Source organism: Ruegeria sp. BB1 (assembly GCF_056539465.1).
On record NZ_JBQFVB010000003.1, the window covers coordinates 1 to 19,840 of the forward strand.

The window sequence follows — 19,840 nt, forward strand, 5'->3', positions numbered from 1 at the left end:
CCAGCGGATACTGAACAGGCATCTCCCAACCCGCAAAATCAACCAGCTTGCCTCCCAACTCAACATGGAGATCGTAGAGAGGAGTGCGTTTCGGTTCGGTGCTCATAATCCGGGCCTTTCGAATGCCGTTTTGAAAGATCACCGTGCGGTCTGCAATGGCAACCCTTTTACAATCAACACCAAGGTTCCCGGGACGCTATTGCGAGTCAACAGGATTTGCCATGATTGCCGATACAAAGCGTATACAGCCGCATGCAGCGGCTTTGTATCGTATAGGAAACTATTTTCCGTTGGGCAACGATCACATCGCGATATCGCGGGTCTGAAAACGAACACGCAAAACCTTTGACGAAGGTCGGTTTTTGCCCGCCCCCTGGCAAACGCCTCTGGCCCCTATCCAAATCCTGCCCTAAGACTTCGCCCAAGAGGAATTGCAATGTCACATATTACACTGGTGCGTCACGGACAGGCCAACACCACCGCACGGGATGAAGAAAGCTACGACAGGCTCAGCGATCTGGGCCATCAGCAAGCCCGTTGGCTGGGGGCGCATTTGCAGGATACGCGCGCCCATTACCCGCGGGTCTATTGCGGCACGTTGCAGCGACATGTGGAAACTGCGGCCAGCATGGGCTTGCCTGACCCAATCCGGGACGCGCGCCTGAATGAGATCGAGTATTTCACCATCGCGCAGCTATATGAACAGCAGCACGGCGTGGCGATCCCCACCGACCGAGAGGGCTTTGTCGAACATCTGCCCCGCACCTTTGCCGCCTGGGCCAGGGGCGAGATCACGGATACGCCCGAAACCTTTGCGGAGTTCGAGACCCGTGTCTCGGACGCTTTGCGCGAGATTGGAACCGAGGGCGGACCGGCCATCGTTGTGACCTCGGGCGGGTTGATTTCGATGGTGGTACGGCAAGCGATGGGTCTGGATATCCCGGCGATGGCACGGGTGGCGCTGGCCATCATGAACACGTCGCTGCATCGCCTGCACCCGATCGGCGCGCAGCTAAGCCCGGTTCTGTTCAATGCGGTGCCGCACCTGGACTCGCCCGACAGGCAATACGCGCAAACCCACCTTTGACCTCGGAGGCCATTATGATGCAGCTATACTATGCCCCCCGCACAATCTCGGTCGCTGTTGCCATTGCGTTGGAAGAGGCCGGGCTAGAGTATGAAGCGATCCAACTGGATTTCGCTGGGGGAGAACAAACGAAACCAGCTTATAAACAAATCAACCCCAAGGGCCGGGTTCCGGCACTGGTGGTTGATGGCGGTATCCTGACCGAAACCGGCGCTCTGCTGGAATATGTCGCGGCCAAGGCGCCCGAAGCCGAATTGGTGCCCACCGATCCGGTCATGGCCGCCCGGATGCGCGAGGTGATGTATTACCTGGCCTCGACCATGCATGTGAACCACGCGCACAAATTGCGCGGCGCCCGCTGGGCCGACAAGAAATCCAGCTGGAAAGACATGACGGACAAGGTTCCACAGAACATGACCGCGTCCTGCGACTATATCTCTTCCAACGGGTTGCGAGGGCCGTTTGTATTGGGCGAGGCCGTCTCGCTGGCAGATGCTTATCTCTATGTGGTTTGCAGTTGGCTGGAAGTCGACGGCGTCGACGTCTCGGCCTTTCCCAAAATTCTGACCTTCCGCGCGGCGATGGAGGCACGTTCTTCGGTTCAGGCGGTGCGCGCCGCCGGAATGCTCTGACAAAAGGATAACGCATGACACATCTTTGGGTCCGGGCAGAACAACGCCCGAATGAAGAACGGGTCGGGCTGACCTCCGAAGGCGCTGCTGATCTGATCGCAGCCGGCATCCGCGTGACGGTTGAGGAAAGTTCCGTGCGCGCAATCCCGATTGATGGCTACAGAGAGGTCGGATGCGAGATCGCGCCCGAAAACTCCTGGCCCCGGGCACCACTGGATGCGATCATCTTTGGCCTCAAGGAACTGCCCGAAGACGGTACGCCCCTGCCCCACCGCCACATCATGTTCGGCCACGCCTACAAAGGCCAGCATTCAGGTCGTGCGCTGCTTGCGCGGTTCAAGGCCGGCGGCGGAACGCTCTATGATCTGGAATATCTGGTGGACGAAGCCGGCCGCCGCGTCGCCGCCTTCGGCTATTGGGCTGGATATGCGGGCGCTGCTGTGACGCTTAAGACCTGGGCAGCGCAGCAACGAGGTCAGCAATGCCCGCCGGTCGGTGTGTATGCCAGCAAAGACGCGCTGAACGCGGAGTTGCTGACTGAATTGGATGCAACGGGCGCAACTCGCCCCCGCGCCATTGTCATTGGCGCTCTGGGCCGAGTGGGCACCGGGGCTGCAGACTTATGCGAGGCCATGGGGGTCAGCGTTACCAAATGGGACATGGCCGAAACGTCTAGCGGCGGACCGTTCCCGGAAATCCTTGACCACAATCTGTTCCTGAACTGCATCTTTGCGCGCCCCGGCACCCCGGTCTTTGTACCGCGTGAGGCTTTGACCGCGCCGCGCAAGCTGACCGCTATTGGCGATGTGGCCTGCGACCCCGATAGCGATTACAATCCGGTGCCCGTTTATGACCGTGCAACCTCCTGGGACGCCCCTGCCCTGCGTGTGGCGACTGATCCGGTGATGGACGTGATGGCCATCGACAACCTTCCGTCAATGCTGCCGGTCGAAAGCTCGCAAGATTATGCCACGCAATTGCTGCCTTCGTTGCTGACCCTGACCAATCTGAACGCCGGTGTCTGGGGCCGGGCGGCGGCGACCTATAACACTCATATCGAAGGATTCTGAGCGATGACGATTCATTGGTGTGGCACCGGCCTGTCGGCCATCCCCGGCCTGCGCCGCCTTATTGAAGGCGGGCACAAGGTCACCGTCTGGAACCGGACCATCGAAAAAGCCAATGCCGAGGTCGGTGACCTGACCGACGACATCCACGCCTTTGACATCGATGCGCTGGGTGCGGTGCTGAAAAAAGGCGACGTGATCGTCTCGATGCTGCCGGGTGACTGGCACGTGCCGCTGGCCGAACTGGCCATCGCGAAACAGGCCAATTTCGTCTCGTCCTCTTATATCGCGCCCGAGATGTGTGCGCTGGACGACAAGGCCCGCGAAGCCGGTGTGGCACTGGTGAACGAGGTCGGGCTGGACCCAGGCATAGACCACCTGATGGCGCATGCACTGGTCGATGACTACCGCGCCTCGGATGCGTTCGATGCCCAGAACCACCTGAGCTTCATTTCGTATTGCGGTGGCATTCCGAAGAATCCCAACCCGTTCCGTTATAAATTCAGCTGGTCGCCGCTGGGGGTACTCAAGGCGCTGCGTTCGCCGTCCAAGTCGATCCGCGACTATGTTCCGCTGGACGTGGCCCGCCCCTGGGACGCAATCACCAGCTATATCGCGCCGCTGCCGACGCCCGAAAGCTTTGAGGTCTACCCCAATCGCGACTCGATCCCGTTCATGCAGCAGTACCACTTTGAAAAGCACTGGCCGGTCAAGGAATTTGTCCGCGGCACCCTGCGCCTGAACGGCTGGGCCGATGCGTGGTCTGATGTATTCCACGAAATCGAAACCCTGTCCGGCCCCGAAGGTGACGCGCGCTTGAAAGAGATGTCAGACCAGTTCTGGGAAGAAAACGCCTATGACAAGGGCGAACCCGACCGCGTGGTCCTGTGCGTCGGGCTGAAGGCGGAAAAAGACGGCATCCCGGTCTGGCACAAGACCTATGTGATGGACGCCTGGGGTGACGCGCGTGGCACCGCCATGGCGCGACTGGTGTCGATCCCGGTGTCGCTTGCGGTCGAGGCGGTCCTGAACCGCTCCATCCCAGCCGGCGTCCACGCCGCCCCCAGTGACCCGAAACTGGTACAGGACTGGATGGCCGAAATCGACACGCTGACTCAGCATCTTCAGATCGTAGACCAGTTGAAATGAACGGCTGACACCGCCCGTTCGAGAATGGGCCGCTTAAAGGTTAAAAAAGCCATCCCGAAATATCGGAATGGCTTTTGGTTTGTCTTGCATCGCGATCGGTCAGATGTAGCGCTCGATCACGGTGTCGATATCGCTGCGGTTGATGCCCAGTTCGGCGAGTTCGGAATCGTTCAAGCGGTTCAGATCTTGTGCGGCGCGTACGATGCTGGAACTGATCGCCTGCAACCGCATCGCCCGGTCGAACAACAACACGGAACTGGCATTTATCGACTGGTCGCGATTTGGGTTAAAATCAAACATTTTCTCCTCCAAGTAATTTACGATATTCGGCGCGGCCCGTGGATCAGTGTGCGGTGCCCGAGTAAGGCTTCTTGTGATAAACGCTCTCATAGGCGCGTTGCTTGATCTCACTGCGTGGGATGCCGATGTCTGCCAATTGACGGTCACTGAGGTTTTCCAGTGCCCGAACGGATTTGGCAAAGATATCGCGGCGAAAATGTTCGACCCGTGCTTCGGCGTAATTCGAGAACAGACCGAAGAAGAGCCCCTTTTGCGGAGTAACTGTTTGTGCGTATCCCATGACTTTCTCCTTTAACTCTGAATTGCGTTTGTCGTTGAAACAGAGAAAAGGGTTCGGGGTTAAAAGCGTCGGAGGGTTGGATTAAATCCGCTTAATCTTCGCAGGACCAGACGCCGACAACATGGCACGGTCAGGTGTAATCAGCTGAAATAAAATAATTTAATCAAAATCACTAATATCCAGCGCGTTTTGAACCAGAAACAAAACCGCGGCATCAAGGTCTTCACGCGCCAAAACTTGTTTGAACGACGCCGTCAATGCATCCGTTTCCCATGTCCGTACAGACAAGGCGATCCAGCCTGCCAGTTCCGCGCTGCGTTCAAGCTCAAGCTTGTAAATCTCCAGTATTTGTTCTTGCAATTCCGGCCATGTGGAACCGCCAACGGCAAGAACCTGAATTAGCTTCTGCTTATCTTCTGGCGACGAGTTCGCCTGCGCTAACGCCTGCCCAATCGCTTCTACTGCGTCTGCGCCGTCCACCTCGATCCCGGCCAGCGCCCAATCCGCTATGTTCCGGTCACCGGCACGCAACGCGGGCTGATACCGCTGTCGAACGAATGCCTGCGCGGCAGGATCGGATTGCATACCCAACAATCGAATGACAGCCGGCGCATAAGCAAGGCGATTTACATCGCGCAACTCCTGCAACAAAGACGCGGTTGTCACAACGTCCCGCACCTGTCGGGCAGTCGGATACGGTGCGCGATGAACCTCTGCAAGCGCGGCATTGCGCAACAGCCTGTCTTCATGCGTCAGATATTGGCTAAAAAAAGTGACGCGTGCAGGGTTAGCCGTCTTTCCGACGATCCAGTGTTTACCCTGAAAACGCACCGCTTCCAGAAAAGCTGCCCGCTCTTGCGTCATCAGAAAACCTTTTGACCAGGCGCTTGCGAAGCTGCGGCCTGACTTGTCCACAGATCCGCTGCCGTAGATCATCAAAACAACTCTTTCAGGGTCGACGCGGAAGGCTGATCGCGTCACGCTGTCAACCAGGAATGGGATATCCGGCAGGGTCTCTAGCTGCGCGGGCGCGCCTTTCAGCACGGAAACCGAGGCGTACTTAAAGGGATTGGTCGGCGACGGCGCAGCCAGAACAATCACACGCGCAGACAGAATACGGTCTGCAAGAGAGTATTCCGGCAATGTTGTACAAACCGAACAGGCGTTCGAAACGCGCGGAGCGGCCATGCTGGCCACGGCAAACACAAGTCCCACTAGAATACGCCAATCGAGTCGCATGGTTCGAGCATCCACCGGTTTACGGCCCTGCTGCAACTGTTCTTTGCGCCGCCGAATTGGCGGTCGGATTTGATGACCACCAGGCATGGGGAAAAGGCGCTCCGTTCAAACCGGCCTACATCAGATCGTTTTCCACGTCCTCGGCTGAAATCCCCAGCGCATCCAGGCCGTTTTCTAGGTGATCCGACAGGTGTGGTGTGCCGATCAGATAATCGGCGCAGGGGGTCGAGGCCTCGGATTTTGCGGTTGCGATGGCTTCGGCCAGATCCTCGGCGAAAAAGCTTTCACGTCCGATCCACATGACAGCAACCAACTCGGCCTGCTCGTCCTCACCCATACGGTCGATAAAGGCGCGCAGTTCGCCCTCGGCGCGGTTCAATTCACGCCCCATCATGGCGACCTGAGCGATTTTTCTTGCCGAGATTTCCAACATGACCCAACTCCTCGTGTTCGCGGTTTCATCCTAGCACAACCACCCCACGGCGCCTGAGTCTTTGATCTTACGCAAACTATGCCAGCTTAAGGCTCGCGAATGCGGGAAACCGGGTGGTCGGGAATGGGGGCTGTACGAAACGGGCGGAACCGGGCCTTTTTCGCCTTCAACTTCACCGCCTGCCACAGGATCAGGAAAAACGCGCGGCGCGCACCAAAAGGTCGGCGCAGCAAAGACCACAGGATCGTGCGATTGGTCAGCGGAGCCCGCCGTCCGGTCAGGGTTGCAATCAGCCCACCATCGTCGCGCCCGTAATCGATCCAGACACCCACCCGGTCCGGGCGATAGTCAAACCGGAAGGTATAAGACCCTTCGACCTTTTGAAACGGCGAGACATGCATCAGCTTGTCCGCCTCGATCCGGTCCGAGGGTCGGATCGGCGCAAAGTTGGGGGTGTGGCACAGATAGCTGTGGCGCGTGCCATAGGTGTTTGTGACCTCGGCCACCACGGCGTAAAGCTGGCCGTCAACATCAAAGCAAAACCAGAAGCTGACCGGATTGAACACATGGCCGAACACTCGCGGCTGGGTCAGCAATGTCACGTGATCCGGTTGGGTCACGCCCATCTGGTCAAACTGCTCCCGCAGCCAGGCCGCACCGCGCCCCTGCCCTGGCTCACCCCCATGGTCGCGCTCCCGCCAGTTGGTGACATTAGTCCGGTTCAGGGAAAACAGCGCCGGAGTGGCCGGATGGCTTTCCGGATCCAGCAAGATGTAGTCGACGGAATAACGAAAGGCGTTCTGAATCGCGCCCTTACGCCCGTGAAAGGTATGGCCTGCAATATGGTCGACCGTGTTCACGCAGTTTTCTCCGATCTTCGTGTAAACCGTTCCGGCGGCATTCTTTTCCTCATGTGTCTCTATCAGAGAGTACGATATTTGACGTGACCCGGATCAAAAACAGCAAATAAAGTGATCCGTCTTGGGCTGGGCCGCGTAATGTGGTTATGTTTACCGAGATCGATACCGTGACCTTGGATGAACCGGCGGCCGAAAGGCCAGCACTGAAACCTCGGCGCGCAAGCAAACGCATCAGGGGCAAGCCGGTGAACAAAGCGGATGGCAGTTGCGACACCAGAACTGAGTGGGTGAGCCACGTCAGGCGCATTCGGGACGCGCAGGATCAGGCGGCCTTTGCCGAACTGTTCCAACACTTCGCGCCACGCATCAAGGCGTTTCTGATTAAGTCAGGGTCCGACGCCGCGCTGGCCGAGGAATGCGCGCAAGAGGTGATGGCGACCTTATGGCACAAGGCGCATCTTTTCGATCCCACTCGCGCGACCGTGGCCACTTGGGTGTTCACGATTGCAAGGAACAAGCGCATCGATGTCCTGCGCAAACAACGCCGACCCGAACCCGAGGATCTGTGGTGGGGGCCTGAGGCGGAACCAGATCAGGACGACGTGGTCGCGTTGCAACAGGAAACCGCGCAGCTGCGCGACGCTATGGCGGCGTTGCCCGAGGCGCAAAGACAACTGATCGAACAGGCCTATTTTGGTGATCTGAGCCATCGAGAAATCGCATCTCAGACCGGGTTGCCCTTGGGTACGATCAAATCACGGATACGGCTGGCGCTGGACCGCTTGCGCCATGCGATGAATTGAGATGACGAAGATGAGCAACGATATCAAACATCACCTGACAGACGATCTGTTGATGGCCTACGCCGCGGGCAACCTTCCCGAAGCGTTCGACCTGATGGTGGCAACACACCTGTCCCTGTGTGACCACTGCCGCGCCCGGGCCGAAAGTTTTGACGCTGTGGGCGGATGTGTTCTGCAAGAGCAGGACAGCCCTACCAGCATGAGCGATGGGTCTCTAGCCGCAACCATGGCGCTGATCGCTCAGGGAGCCCCGATTGCAAAACCCGCACGTCCGGGATGCACGGTTCTGCCCGCGCCCTTGCAGGATTATGTCGGCGGCGATGTGAATGACATCAAATGGCGATCCATCGGCATGGGTGTAAAACAGGCGATCCTACCCACCACGAGCGAGGCCACCGCCCGCCTGCTATTCATTCCGGCCGGTGCGGCCGTGCCCGATCACAGCCATAACGGCATGGAACTGACGATGGTTCTGCAGGGCGCGTTTTCGGACGAAGTTGACCATTTCGGTCGTGGCGATGTTGAGATTGCCGATGAAAGCCTGCACCACACGCCGACCGCCGATATCACCGAAGATTGCATCTGTCTGGCCGTAACTGACGCGCCCTTGAAGTTTACCAAACTGATGCCGCGCCTGTTCCAGCCCTTCCTGCGCATCTGAAGTTCCGGGAATTTTGTGCTACTCTGACCCTTCAGTCGATTTGGGAGAAGTTTCATGAGAAATCATTTATTTCTAGGTGCGTTAATAACGAGCCTTGCAAGCGCCGTCTGGGCACAGCGTGCAGCGGAAGTGAAATTTGAACCCGGCAATTTCGGCACGATGGTGAATGGGGCAATTACCGGCAACGAGTATTTCGATTACATGTTGGGCGCGCAGGCTGGTCAGGAAATGTTCGCCGATCTTAAGGTCAGCGACACCAATGGCAATGGCGTGATTTACTTCAACATCCTGCCACCCGGCAGTGACGGCGTTGCGATCTATAACGGCTCCATCGATGGCAACACCGCCCGCATCGACCTGCCCGAAGACGGAGATTATACGATCCGCGTCTATCTGATGGGCAATGATCGGGATACTGATAAGACAGTCGGCTACAATTTGGATCTGTCGATCCAGTAAAGCCTAGCCTTCGGATTTGCCCAGCGGTACCACATTATTGTGGTCGTCCGGGGCAAGCTCTTCGAAATCGAAATTGTCCAACCGCTGTGCCCGACGCCCGGCTTTTTCGGCGCTGATCTTGATTTCCGAGATATCCTTGGCCGCCTGTCCGAAATGGCGATCAAGGTTCGAAACACGGTCCCCCAGACGCTCCACATCCTTGTGCAACAGGCCCAGTTCCTTGCGGATTGCCCCCGCCTGTTCTCGCATACGCGCGTCTTTCAAGATCGCTCTCATCGTGTTCAGCGTCGCCATGCAGGTGGTGGGGGAAACGATCCAGACTCGCTTGCTGAAACTCTCCTGCACCAGTTCCGGGAATTTGGCGTGCAACTCGGCATAGACGGCCTCAGACGGCAGGAACATCAGCGCGCCATCGGCGGTTTCGCCGTCCAGAATGTACTTCTCGGCAATATCGTTGATGTGCTTGCGCACCGTACTGCGGAACATCTGCACTGCCGCTTTCAGCTCGGCATCATTGGTCGAAGCGATCAACGCCTCATACGCCTCCAATGGGAATTTGCTGTCGATCACAATCGGTCCGGGAGGGTTTGGCAGGTGGATCAGGCAGTCCGCACGGCGCCCGTTCGACAAAGTCGCCTGCAATTGGAAGCTGTCCGACGGCAATGCCTTCGAGACGATATCGTTCAACTGAATTTCCCCAAACGCGCCGCGTGTCTGCTTGTTCGACAAGATATCCTGCAACGACAGCACATCGCCCGACAGCTTGGTGATATTGTCCTGCGCCTTGTCGATGGCGGCCAGACGTTCCTGCAATTGTGTCAGAGACGTCGCGGTCTGTTTCGACGAGCCATGCAGCGATTCCTTCATTCGCTCCTGCATCTCGGCCAAAGCCCGAGCGGATTTCATCGCATTGTCTGCCAACCGGTCATTCATCTGCTGCTGCACCGACGACAAGCGGGATTCAACCGTCTGGATCACCTGCACCTGCGCATTGGCTTGCGTGTCCGAAACATGTTGTAGGCCCCCGCGCAGTTGTTCCTGACCCTGCCCCAATTGCTGCACGTGCTGGCCCAGATGCGCCATCTGCCGCGCCAGTGGTTCTGCCATTCGGGCGGAACGGTTGGCTGCCCGCAAGGACAGGAATAGCAGCAGCAGAATCAATGCCACCACTCCACCCGCGATCAGCACCACAGGGTCGTTCAAAGCCATTTCTGTGCCAGCAATCTCGATCATGTCGCCTCGGATGTTCTTGTTTTATTCTTCATAACCCGGCGAAGCGCCGGGATCAACTGCGCCCGAACAGGCGTTCGATGTCGCTCAGCTTCAGTTCCACATAAGTGGGTCGCCCGTGATTGCACTGGCCGGAATGGGGAGTCGCCTCCATCTCGCGCAACAGGGCATTCATTTCCTCGGCCCGCATCCGGCGGCCAGACCGGACCGAGCCATGACAGGCCACCCGGCTGAGGATTGCTTCGATCCGCGCCTGCACCGTTTGGCTTTCGCCCTGATCGGCCAGTTCATCCAGAATATCCAGGATCATTGCACGGGCATCCACTTCGCCCAGAATGGCAGGTGTTTCGCGCACGGCGATGGCGCCGCCGCCAAAGGGTTCCAACGTCAGCCCAAGGCGCGACAGGTCATCCGCAACAGCCATCAGACGCGCGCAGTCGCCTTCGGACAGCTCGACGATTTCCGGGATTAGCAATGCCTGCGCGGCGACGCCGTTTTCGGTCATCTGGGTTTTTAGCTTTTCATAAACCAGCCGTTCATGCGCGGCGTGCTGATCGACAATCACCATACCATCAGCGGTCTGGCTAATGATGTAGTTCTCATGTACTTGCCCGCGCGCCGCACCCAAGGGCAGGTCCTGCATCGGGGGCTCTTCTTCTGTGGTCGAAACTGGCGGAGCCGCCTCCACGATGCTACCGCTATAATCGCGGGACAGTTCGGCAAAACCCGGCGCCTGCGCGTGAAACGCGGCCAGCCGGGCTGCGGGCGAAGGACGATCCATCTGATACACCCGGGCGGGAGTGGGCTGTGCCGGTTCGGGCCGCATCGCGCCCAGCGTTGCATTTGCCACGGTCGAGGACGCTCGGTGCCCCGCCTCGGCCAACGCATGCCGCAAGGCCGAGACGATTAGCCCCCGCGCCACGCCGGGATCGCGGAACCGAACCTCAGACTTTGCCGGGTGAACATTTACATCCACCAGCATCGGGTCACAGTCGATAAACAATGCGGCCGCCGGATGCCGGTCACGGCTGAGGAAATCGAAATAGGCCGCCCGCAGCGCACCGGTCAGCATCTTGTCACGCACGGGACGGCCGTTGACGAAGAGATACTGCGCCACCGCTGCGCCACGCGAATAGGTCGGCAAGGCAGCATAGCCATACAAGCGAATACCCTCACGAGTCGCATCGATCTGCAGTGCGTTCTCGGCAAACTCGCGCCCGATCACGCGGGCCAGACGGGCGTGCAACGCATCGAACAGATCGCCATTTTCGCGATCAGCGCGAAAGGTCACGCGACCTTCACCCCCGCCCGAGACATCGCGCAGCGTAAAAGTGATGGCGGGCTCGGCCATGGCCAGACGTTTGACCGTATCAGTGATCGCCTGCGCCTCGGCCCGGTCGGTGCGCATGAATTTCAGCCGAGCGGGCGTGGCAAAGAACAGATCCCTCAGCTCGACCACCGTGCCTGCACGCAAGGCGGCGGGTTTCACCGCCTCCATCTTGCCACCAGATACAGATATCTGGGCCGCATCTGACCCCGGCACCCGACTGGTTATGTTCAGCCGCCCAACCGCACCCAGCGACGGCAGCGCCTCGCCCCGGAAGCCGAACGTGTGAATGTTCAGCAGATCCGACCCGTCGATCTTGGATGTCGCGTGGCGCGAAAGGGCCAGTGGCAGATCGTCCGCCGAAATCCCGCACCCATCATCCGTGACGCGAATCAACGTCTTGCCACCATCAGCGATATCGATGGCGATCCGGGTCGATCCGGCGTCGATGGCGTTTTCCACCAGTTCTTTGACAGCCGAGGAGGGACGTTCCACCACCTCACCCGCAGCGATGCGGTTGATTGCGGCATCGTCAAGTTGACGGATTACGGGGCGGATTTCGCTGATATTGGGGTTTGCCTGCACCATACCACCAGACCTAGCATATGCGCGCACGATTCTGCCACTGATTTGGCAGTCCTATTTTTAGGAGGGAGGGGGCGTTCGAACAATCGCGCTGTGCCGATGTCAACAGACGGCAAACCTTGCCACGATTGTCCGAACGATCCAAGTGAGTGGTGGTCATTCAGAAATTTATTGCGGCGGGCCTAACACGAAACGCGGCGCGACAATCATTAACTCTGTCCTCGCTGGGCGTCTGGGCGAATTTCAGCCGACCCCTCGCATTGACCAACAGCGGGAAAGCGCCGTGTCAAGTGGCTTGGGGCGCTCCGGCACGGGAGCGGCACGGGCCCCACAATGCGGCGCAGGCCAGGATCAGGCCGGACATGGTTGCGATCATCCCTGCCGCGCTGACCGCATCCGTACTGCCCAACCAAAGCGGCCCGTAGCCCGCCAGCACATAGCCCGATATTGCCGACACGCTGGCGAAAATGACGCTCCAGGCGATTTGGGTTTCCAGCCGATTTGTCATCATCCGCGCCGCCGCCGGGGGGCAAATGAACATGGCGATCACGATAATTGACCCCACTGCATCAAACGCGGCCACGGCCGATATTGCAGCCACGATCACCAACGCCATACCCAGCGCGCCGGTGCGAATGCCGATGGTGCGTGCGAAGCCTTCGTCGAAGGTCGAAATTTTCAACGGACGCCAGAACAGCCAGATGAACAGGACCACCCCGACCAGCGTCAGCGCAATCCGCGGCAGCTCCGGCGGCAGCCCGGCCAAAGCCGTCAGGTCCAACAGCGATGACCAGCCCACAGCATCCAGCCAGATCAGGCTTTCCAGATTGCCATACAGCGCATGTTCCACGTCCAGATGCACGGTCGAGGTATCGGTCTGCTCCAGCAGCAGCACACCGCCTGCGAACATGGTGGTGAACACCACGCCCATCGCAGCACCGGGTTCAATCTGGCCCAGCCGCCGGATCGCCTCGATCATCACAACGGCAACAATGGCTGCACCCGCCGCGCCCAGCATCATGGGCCAGGTCGAGATCGCTCCGGTCAGCAGAAAGGCCACAACGATGCCGGGCAGCACCACGTGGCTGATTGCGTCCCCAATTAGGGCTTGTTTGCGAAGTACAAGAAAATTCCCCGGCAGGGCGCAGGCGATGGCGGCGAAGATCCCGATCAACAGAGGCGTCAGGGACAGGGGGACAAATTCTTCACCGCTCATGGCTGGACCTCCTGCGGACCACCGATCAGGCAGTCGATATCCGCGATCTGATCGCGGGTCAGCACCGTTTCGATATCGCGCAGCCCGTCATAAAGCGCCGCCGTCGCCTCATGCGCCTGATCCGCGCGTACGATTTCCCACCGTTTTTCGTCGCGCAGCGCCTTGGCGGCACGGGCTTTACCAGCCTCGGTAGCAACGCCATCGGCGCGGGCAAAGCCAGCGCGTTTCAACAAGCGCAGAGTCAGCGGTTCATAGATTTTCTGACCTTGCGCCAGCGCCAGCAATCCTTGGCGGATATGCACCCGACGCTGGAATCTCAGATGTTGCAACACCGCCGCCAGAACACCGCGAACAGGTGCAAACAGTAGGGACAGCGCGAAAAAGCCAAAACTGACCAGCACAATGATCGGACCGGTTGGCAAGTTCGGCGCCGAGGCCGACAGGGCCGCGCCCAGATACCCGGCCAACCCACCCGCCAAACCAGCGAGCAAAACAACTCGGTCCGAGCGGTCGGTCCAGAACCGCGCGGTCACGGGCGGTATGATCAGCAATGCCACAATCAGGATCAGCCCGACGATCTTCAACCCGACAACGGTGACGGCCATCACCAATCCCATCATCGCCAGATCAATCCGATGCACAGGCAGACCCCGTGCGGCGGCATATTCCGGGTCAAACGCCACCATGGTCATCGGTCGGCGGATGATCATCACCAGAACAAGCGTAGCGGCCCCGCCAATCGCAATGATCAGCGCATCCGCCCACAACATCCCGGCAGTGGAGCCCAGCAAGAACCCTTCGAGCCCCGCCTGACGACCAACGCCCATGGTTTGAATCACGGTCAGCAGTACGATGCCAAATCCGAAGAAAACGGACAGCACCGCGCCGATGGCAGCATCTTCGGCCAGCCGCGTGCCCCGGGTCAGCCAATTCATACACAGCAGACCAATCCAGGCCGAGATCGCCGATCCGGCAAGCAGACCGATCAGATTGCGTCCATCGCCGCCAAAAGCGACCAGCACCATGAAGGCCAGGCACACGCCGGGCAGGGTCGCATGGCTGATCGCATCGCTGACCAGCGCGCGTTTGCGCAGAAACAGGAAAGTGCCGGTCACCCCGGCGGATACGCCCAGCAAGGTCGCACCAATAGCAACCAGCGTGGCGTTATAGCCAAGCTGCAGGCTCAGAGCATCCCAAAGCATGATTTACCCCAGCGCGCGTGAGATCTGGTCGATCTGCGCGGTGGCCAGACGGCCCCCATAGGCCGATTGCAGGGTTTCGGCGGTAAAGGCCTCGGCCACTGTTCCCTCGGCCACCTTACGGGTGTTGATCAGGAAGACGTGGTCGAAATAATCGGTAACGGTGGCCAGATCGTGATGCACGACAACGACGGTCTTGCCCGCCTCTTTCAGCGATTTCAAAACCGCGATGATGGCCTTTTCTGTGGCCGCATCGACCCCGGCAAAAGGTTCGTCCAACAGGTAAAGATCAGCCTCTTGCGCCAATGCGCGGGCTAGAAAAACCCGTTGCTGCTGACCGCCGGAAAGCTGGCCAATCTGACGATCCGCGAAGTCGCGCATGCCAACCCGGTTCAGGCAATCCATGGCCTGCGACATATGTCGGGCTCGAATGCGGCCCAACAGGCCCAACTGCCGCGACAGGCCCATCAGAACCACGTCGATCACGCGAGTCGGGAAATCCCAGTCCACACTGGCGCGCTGCGGGACATAGGCGATGCGGGCACGCTGCTGCTCCAGCGGTTTGCCAAAGACAGTGACCTGCCCGGAGAGCGGCGATACGATCCCCAATGCGGCTTTGAGAAGGGTCGATTTCCCCGCGCCATTAGGTCCGATGATCGCCGTCATCGCACCGGTCTGCACGGTCATATCCACCGAGAACACCGCAGGTTTCTGGCCATAGGAAACGGTCAATCCGCGAATGGCCAGAGGGCTCTCGTCCAAACTGTGCCCGGTAATTGAAACACCCTGATCAGCGGCCAGTTCCAGCATCATTCAAAACCCCGCCGATAGTTTGCCGTTCATACCCCGATCAGGCACATCCGCGCCCAGCGCCCCGGCGATGACAGTGATGTTGTGATCCAACATGCCAACATAAGTGCCTTCATACGTGCCAGGCTCTCCCATGGCGTCGGAATACAGCTCGCCGCCCACACCCACGTCGTGACCTTTGGCAGCAGCTCCTTCGATCAGCGCCCGCATCGACCGGTCAGAGACCGAGCTTTCAACGAACACCGCTGTCAGCTGCTGATCGACCAACGTATCCACCAGCTCTCCGATCCGGTTCAGCCCGGCCTCAGATTGGGTCGAGATGCCCTGAATGCCCATCACCTCATAGCCGTAAGCCGCGCCGAAATAGCCAAAGGCGTCATGCGCGGTGACCAGCACGCGGTTGTTTTCGGGAACAGCTGCAAGCGCCTGATTGGCATAGGTGGTCAGCGCATCAAGCTCGGCCAAATGCGCTTCCGCATTAGCGGCAAAAATATCCGCCGTTTCGGGGCGCGCTGCGGTCAGGGCCTCTTGCACCTCAACCACCACATCACGCCACAGGGCCGGGCTCATCCACACATGCGGGTCGTATTTGTCGGCATAATCGTCATGCCCACGCAGTTTGGACTTGTCGATCCCTTCAGCCACGGCCACCACAGTGCGTTTGCGGCCGAGGTCATGGAAGAAATCTTCCATCTGCGCTTCCAGATACAGACCGTGCCACAGGATCAGGTCCGCACGGGTCATCGCAACGATATCACTGCGGGTCTGGCGATAGGCATGCGGATCGACTCCTGGACCCATCAGGCCCTTCACCTCGACGTGGTCCCCGCCCACCTGACGCGCGGCGTCAGCAATCATACCAGTAGTTGCAACCACTTTCAGTGGTGTCTCGGCCCAAGCCGTCAGAGGCAAAGCAGCCGCAAATGCCAGCGCTGCAAGAAAGCTGCGACGAATCATAGTCAGATCCCGATTTGGTGTCCTGTTGAGAATGAATATGCGAACCATTCGCAACTAAGTCAACGCTATTGCGAATTATTCGCAAGAAAATGCCTATTTTTGTCCATTTGGTCAAAAAATTTGCAGATCGAACCTTGCTGCACCTTCCCTTTACGTGCGGCTCGTGCGATTTTGGCGCAAACCTCCCAAAGGACGTGACTATGGATACGCAGAGCTCAGAAAGCCCCGTGCGCACCGCGCATCTGCCGCAAGTGACCGAACCCAGAAACCCCGGCATGGATCTTGATCTGGATTGGGTACGCGCCGTGCAGGCCAATACCTCGGCCATCGAACGCCGGGCCGCGACGCTGCCCGGTCGCCGCTCGGTTAAAAAAGAGTATCAGGCCGCGTGGCTGTTGAAGGCGATCACCATGATCGACCTGACCACCTTGTCCGGCGATGACACCGTGGGCCGGGTGCGGCGCCTGTGCGCCAAGGCGCGTCAACCGGTGGCACCTTCGGTATTGCAGGCGCTGGACATGCCGCCGATCACCACCGGGGCTGTCTGCGTCTACCACGACATGATCGGCACGGCGGTTGAGGCGCTGAAAGGCACCGGCATTCCTGTTGCGGCTGTGTCAACCGGTTTCCCGGCGGGCCTTTCGCCGTTCCACTTGCGTGTAGCCGAAATCGAAGAAAGCGTAAAAGCTGGCGCCGAAGAGATCGACATCGTCATCTCGCGCCGCCACGTGTTGTCCGGAGATTGGCAGGCGCTGTATGATGAGATGAAAGCCTTTCGCGTGGCTTGCGGTGATGCGCATGTAAAGGCCATCCTTGCCACCGGAGAGCTGGGCAGCCTGCGCAACGTCGCGCGCGCCTCGCTGGTCTGCATGATGGCCGGGGCGGACTTCATCAAGACCTCGACCGGCAAGGAAAGCGTCAACGCCACCCTGCCCGTGTCGCTGGTGATGATCCGCGCGATCCGCGACTATTATGACCGCACCGGGTATCGCGTTGGCTATAAGCCTGCGGGTGGCATCTCGAAAGCAAAGGACGCGCTGGTTTACCTGTCGCTGATCAAGGATGAGCTGGGCGACCGCTGGTTGCAACCGGACCTGTACCGCTTTGGCGCGTCGTCCTTGTTGGGCGATATCGAACGGCAATTGGAACACTATGTGACCGGAGCCTATTCGGCCGGTTACCGTCACTCGATGGGCTGAGGACAGAACAATGACAGTCAAAGAGATTTTCGAGACCATGGACTACGGCCCCGCCCCCGAAAGCGCCGCCGAGGCACTGGCCTGGCTGGTCGATCAGGGTGATAAGTTCGGTCACTATATCGACGGTGCATTCACCAAGCCCGGCAAAGGGTTCGAAAGCCGCAACCCCGCGACCGGAGAGGTGCTGGCCAAGCTGACCCAAGCCAAACAGGCCGATGTGGACGCAGCCGTTGCCGCCGCCCGCAAGGCGCAACCGAAATGGGAAAAGCTGGGCGGTGCGGGCCGTGCGCGATACCTCTATGCCATTGCGCGGCTGTTGCAGAAACACGCGCGCCTGTTTGCCGTGCTGGAAAGCCTCGACAACGGCAAGCCGATCCGGGAATCGCGCGACATCGACATCCCGTTGGCGCAGCGGCACTTCTACTACCACGCGGGCATGGCGCAGCTGATGGAAAGCGAGTTGCCCGATGCGCAGGCGTTGGGTGTGTGCGGGCAGATCATTCCGTGGAACTTCCCGCTGCTGATGTTGGCATGGAAAATCGCCCCTGCGATCGCGATGGGCAACACCGTGGTTCTGAAACCGGCTGAATACACCTCGCTGACCGCGCTGCTGTTCGCTGATATCTGCTCCCAGGCCGGTTTGCCGAAAGGCGTGGTCAACATCGTCACCGGCGACGGTGCCGTGGGCGAAATGATCGTTTCCGCAGACGTGGACAAGATCGCCTTTACCGGCTCGACCGTTGTGGGCCGTCGCATCCGCGAAGCCACTGCGGGCTCAGGCAAAGAACTGACTCTGGAGCTGGGTGGCAAGTCTGCTTACGTCGTCTTTGACGACGCCGATATCGATTCAGCCATTGAAGGTCTGGTCGACGCGATCTGGTTCAACCAAGGCCAAGTCTGCTGCGCAGGCTCGCGCCTGTTGGTGCAGGAAGGCATCGCCGACCGCTTCCACGAGAAACTGCGCGCGCGGATGGACAAGCTGCGCATTGGCGACCCGCTAGACAAATGTATCGACGTGGGCGCGGTGGTGGACCCGGTTCAGTTGCAGACCATCAAGAGCATGGTCGAAAGCAACACCGCCGGTCACGTTCATCAGGCGGCCTGCGACCTGCCCGCCAATGGGTGCTATTACCCGCCGACGCTGATCTCGGGGCTCGAAACCTCGGACCCGCTGATGCAGGAAGAAATCTTTGGCCCGGTACTGGTATCGTCCACCTTCCGCACTCCGGAAGAGGCGGTCGAGCTGGCCAACAACACCCGCTACGGGCTGGCCGCGACGGTCTGGACCGAGAATGTGAACCTTGCACTGGATATTGCGCCCAAACTGGTCGCGGGCGTGGTCTGGGTCAATGCCACCAACCTGTTCGATGCTGCCGCCGGATTCGGCGGTGTGCGCGAAAGCGGCTTTGGCCGTGAAGGCGGTTGGGAAGGTCTGGCGGCCTATACCAAGCCCAAGGGCAAGGTCAAACCGCTGGCCAAGGTTGAGGCGACCCTGGGCGAAGGTGCTCCGGTTGATCCCATCGACCGCACCGCCAAGATGTATGTCGGCGGCAAGCAGGCAAGACCCGATAGTGGCTATTCCAAGCCTGTCTGGGGTAAATCCGGCCTGTTGGGCCATGTGGGCCTGGCCAACCGCAAAGACGTCCGCAACGCGGTTGAGGCTGCGGCGGGCGCCAAGGGCTGGTCTAAAACCACCGGCCATCTGCGGGCGCAGATCTTGTATTTTATTGGTGAAAACCTGTCGGCTCGTGCTGATGAATTCGCGGCTCGTCTCGATGCCATGACCGGTAAGAAGGACGGTGCGAAAGATGTCGAGGCCTCGATCCAGCGCCTGTTCACCGCTGCCGCCTGGGCGGACAAATATGACGGTCAAGTGCATGGCGTTCCGATCCGGGGCGTTGCCATTGCCATGAAAGAGTCCGTTGGTGTCATCGGCGCGCTGTGCGCGGATGAGGCACCTTTGCTGGGTCTGGTCTCGGCCATGGCCCCGGCGATCGCTATGGGTAACCGGACAGTTCTGGTTGCGTCCGAGCCCTATCCGCTGGCAGCAACCGACTTCTACCAGATTCTTGAGACGTCCGACGTGCCCGCAGGTGTGGTCAACATCCTGACCGGCAGCCACGTGGAACTGGCGAAACCGCTGGCCTCACACCTGAACGTCGATGCGGTCTGGTCGTTCTCGTCCACTGATCTTTCACAAGAGATCGAGGTCGTTTCGGCCGGAAATTTGAAACGGACCTGGGTCAATAACGCGACGGCATTTGATTGGGGCGTGGACCATTCGCGCCGCTTCCTGCAGGCTGCAACCGAAGTGAAAAACATCTGGGTGCCCTACGGCGAGTAGGGC

General features: G+C 59.4%; 20 protein-coding genes. 9 read left to right on the top strand and 11 right to left on the bottom strand.

Annotated elements, in window-relative coordinates; all coding sequences use genetic code 11:
• Positions 1–436 precede the first annotated feature (436 nt).
• The 4 genes from ACR0AL_RS09305 to ACR0AL_RS09320 are packed head-to-tail and all read left to right on the top strand — an operon-like array spanning position 437 to position 3,935.
• On the top strand, positions 437–1,087 hold the full coding sequence (locus ACR0AL_RS09305; RefSeq protein WP_170360664.1) for a histidine phosphatase family protein: 651 nt from the start codon (positions 437–439) through the stop codon (positions 1,085–1,087).
• A gap of 17 nt (positions 1,088–1,104) precedes the next feature.
• The gene (locus ACR0AL_RS09310; RefSeq protein ID WP_170349853.1) at positions 1,105–1,719 is read left to right on the top strand and encodes a glutathione S-transferase family protein; all 615 of its coding nucleotides are present in this window, start codon (positions 1,105–1,107) and stop codon (positions 1,717–1,719) included.
• 14 nt (positions 1,720–1,733) lie between these two features.
• A complete protein-coding gene (locus ACR0AL_RS09315) occupies positions 1,734–2,789 on the top strand; it encodes a saccharopine dehydrogenase (RefSeq protein WP_170349836.1) in 1,056 nt (351 codons plus the stop codon).
• Positions 2,790–2,792: 3 nt separating this feature from the next.
• Positions 2,793–3,935, top strand: coding sequence for a saccharopine dehydrogenase family protein (locus ACR0AL_RS09320; protein ID WP_480662762.1), 1,143 nt, complete (start codon positions 2,793–2,795; stop codon positions 3,933–3,935).
• A gap of 99 nt (positions 3,936–4,034) precedes the next feature.
• Here the strand turns inward: ACR0AL_RS09320 and ACR0AL_RS09325 are convergent, their stop codons facing one another.
• The 5 genes from ACR0AL_RS09325 to ACR0AL_RS09345 form a co-directional block, all read right to left on the bottom strand.
• Positions 4,035–4,235, bottom strand: coding sequence for a DUF1127 domain-containing protein (locus ACR0AL_RS09325; protein ID WP_170349834.1), 201 nt, complete (start codon positions 4,233–4,235; stop codon positions 4,035–4,037).
• Positions 4,236–4,278: 43 nt separating this feature from the next.
• Positions 4,279–4,515, bottom strand: a complete 237-nt coding sequence (locus ACR0AL_RS09330) for a DUF1127 domain-containing protein (RefSeq protein ID WP_170349833.1) — start codon at positions 4,513–4,515, stop codon at positions 4,279–4,281.
• Between the two features lie 159 nt (positions 4,516–4,674).
• Entirely contained in the window at positions 4,675–5,754 is a 1,080-nt protein-coding gene (locus ACR0AL_RS09335) for a hypothetical protein (RefSeq protein ID WP_480662764.1), read from the bottom strand.
• A 115-nt stretch (positions 5,755–5,869) separates the two neighbouring features.
• Complete coding sequence (locus ACR0AL_RS09340; protein WP_170326413.1) at positions 5,870–6,187, bottom strand: DUF3775 domain-containing protein; 318 nt, start codon at positions 6,185–6,187, stop codon at positions 5,870–5,872.
• Positions 6,188–6,273: 86 nt separating this feature from the next.
• On the bottom strand, positions 6,274–7,047 hold the full coding sequence (locus tag ACR0AL_RS09345; protein ID WP_480662766.1) for a DUF1365 domain-containing protein: 774 nt from the start codon (positions 7,045–7,047) through the stop codon (positions 6,274–6,276).
• Positions 7,048–7,193: 146 nt separating this feature from the next.
• Between ACR0AL_RS09345 and ACR0AL_RS09350 the strand changes: the two genes are divergently transcribed.
• Genes ACR0AL_RS09350 through ACR0AL_RS09360 form a run of 3 tightly spaced genes read left to right on the top strand, consistent with a single transcriptional unit; the run spans position 7,194 to position 8,970 of the window.
• Complete coding sequence (locus ACR0AL_RS09350; protein ID WP_170349830.1) at positions 7,194–7,850, top strand: sigma-70 family RNA polymerase sigma factor; 657 nt, start codon at positions 7,194–7,196, stop codon at positions 7,848–7,850.
• 10 nt (positions 7,851–7,860) lie between these two features.
• Complete coding sequence (locus tag ACR0AL_RS09355; RefSeq protein ID WP_170360681.1) at positions 7,861–8,511, top strand: ChrR family anti-sigma-E factor; 651 nt, start codon at positions 7,861–7,863, stop codon at positions 8,509–8,511.
• A gap of 54 nt (positions 8,512–8,565) precedes the next feature.
• Entirely contained in the window at positions 8,566–8,970 is a 405-nt protein-coding gene (locus ACR0AL_RS09360; RefSeq protein ID WP_170360683.1) for a hypothetical protein, read from the top strand.
• A 3-nt stretch (positions 8,971–8,973) separates the two neighbouring features.
• On the opposite strand, the gene ACR0AL_RS09365 is transcribed toward ACR0AL_RS09360, so the two are convergent.
• The 6 genes from ACR0AL_RS09365 to ACR0AL_RS09390 form a co-directional block, all read right to left on the bottom strand.
• The gene (locus ACR0AL_RS09365; RefSeq protein WP_170349827.1) at positions 8,974–10,203 is read right to left on the bottom strand and encodes a DNA recombination protein RmuC; all 1,230 of its coding nucleotides are present in this window, start codon (positions 10,201–10,203) and stop codon (positions 8,974–8,976) included.
• A gap of 52 nt (positions 10,204–10,255) precedes the next feature.
• A complete protein-coding gene (gene mutL / locus ACR0AL_RS09370) occupies positions 10,256–12,115 on the bottom strand; it encodes a DNA mismatch repair endonuclease MutL (protein ID WP_480662768.1) in 1,860 nt (619 codons plus the stop codon).
• A gap of 283 nt (positions 12,116–12,398) precedes the next feature.
• Positions 12,399–13,328 (bottom strand): metal ABC transporter permease, encoded by a 930-nt coding sequence (locus tag ACR0AL_RS09375; RefSeq protein WP_170349825.1) that lies wholly within the window; start codon positions 13,326–13,328, stop codon positions 12,399–12,401.
• Positions 13,325–14,530 (bottom strand): metal ABC transporter permease, encoded by a 1,206-nt coding sequence (locus ACR0AL_RS09380; protein WP_480662770.1) that lies wholly within the window; start codon positions 14,528–14,530, stop codon positions 13,325–13,327. The genes ACR0AL_RS09375 and ACR0AL_RS09380 overlap by 4 nt, the downstream gene beginning before the upstream one ends.
• Positions 14,531–14,533: 3 nt before the next feature.
• Entirely contained in the window at positions 14,534–15,337 is an 804-nt protein-coding gene (locus tag ACR0AL_RS09385; RefSeq protein ID WP_170349852.1) for a metal ABC transporter ATP-binding protein, read from the bottom strand.
• 3 nt (positions 15,338–15,340) lie between these two features.
• Positions 15,341–16,294 (bottom strand): metal ABC transporter solute-binding protein, Zn/Mn family, encoded by a 954-nt coding sequence (locus ACR0AL_RS09390; RefSeq protein WP_170410674.1) that lies wholly within the window; start codon positions 16,292–16,294, stop codon positions 15,341–15,343.
• A gap of 200 nt (positions 16,295–16,494) precedes the next feature.
• Between ACR0AL_RS09390 and deoC the strand changes: the two genes are divergently transcribed.
• Both deoC and ACR0AL_RS09400 read left to right on the top strand, forming a co-directional pair.
• Complete coding sequence (deoC, locus tag ACR0AL_RS09395; protein ID WP_170533106.1) at positions 16,495–17,493, top strand: deoxyribose-phosphate aldolase; 999 nt, start codon at positions 16,495–16,497, stop codon at positions 17,491–17,493.
• Positions 17,494–17,503: 10 nt separating this feature from the next.
• Positions 17,504–19,837: an aldehyde dehydrogenase family protein gene (locus tag ACR0AL_RS09400; protein ID WP_480662773.1), complete on the top strand. Its 2,334-nt coding sequence runs from the start codon at positions 17,504–17,506 to the stop codon at positions 19,835–19,837.
• Positions 19,838–19,840: the final 3 nt, after the last annotated feature.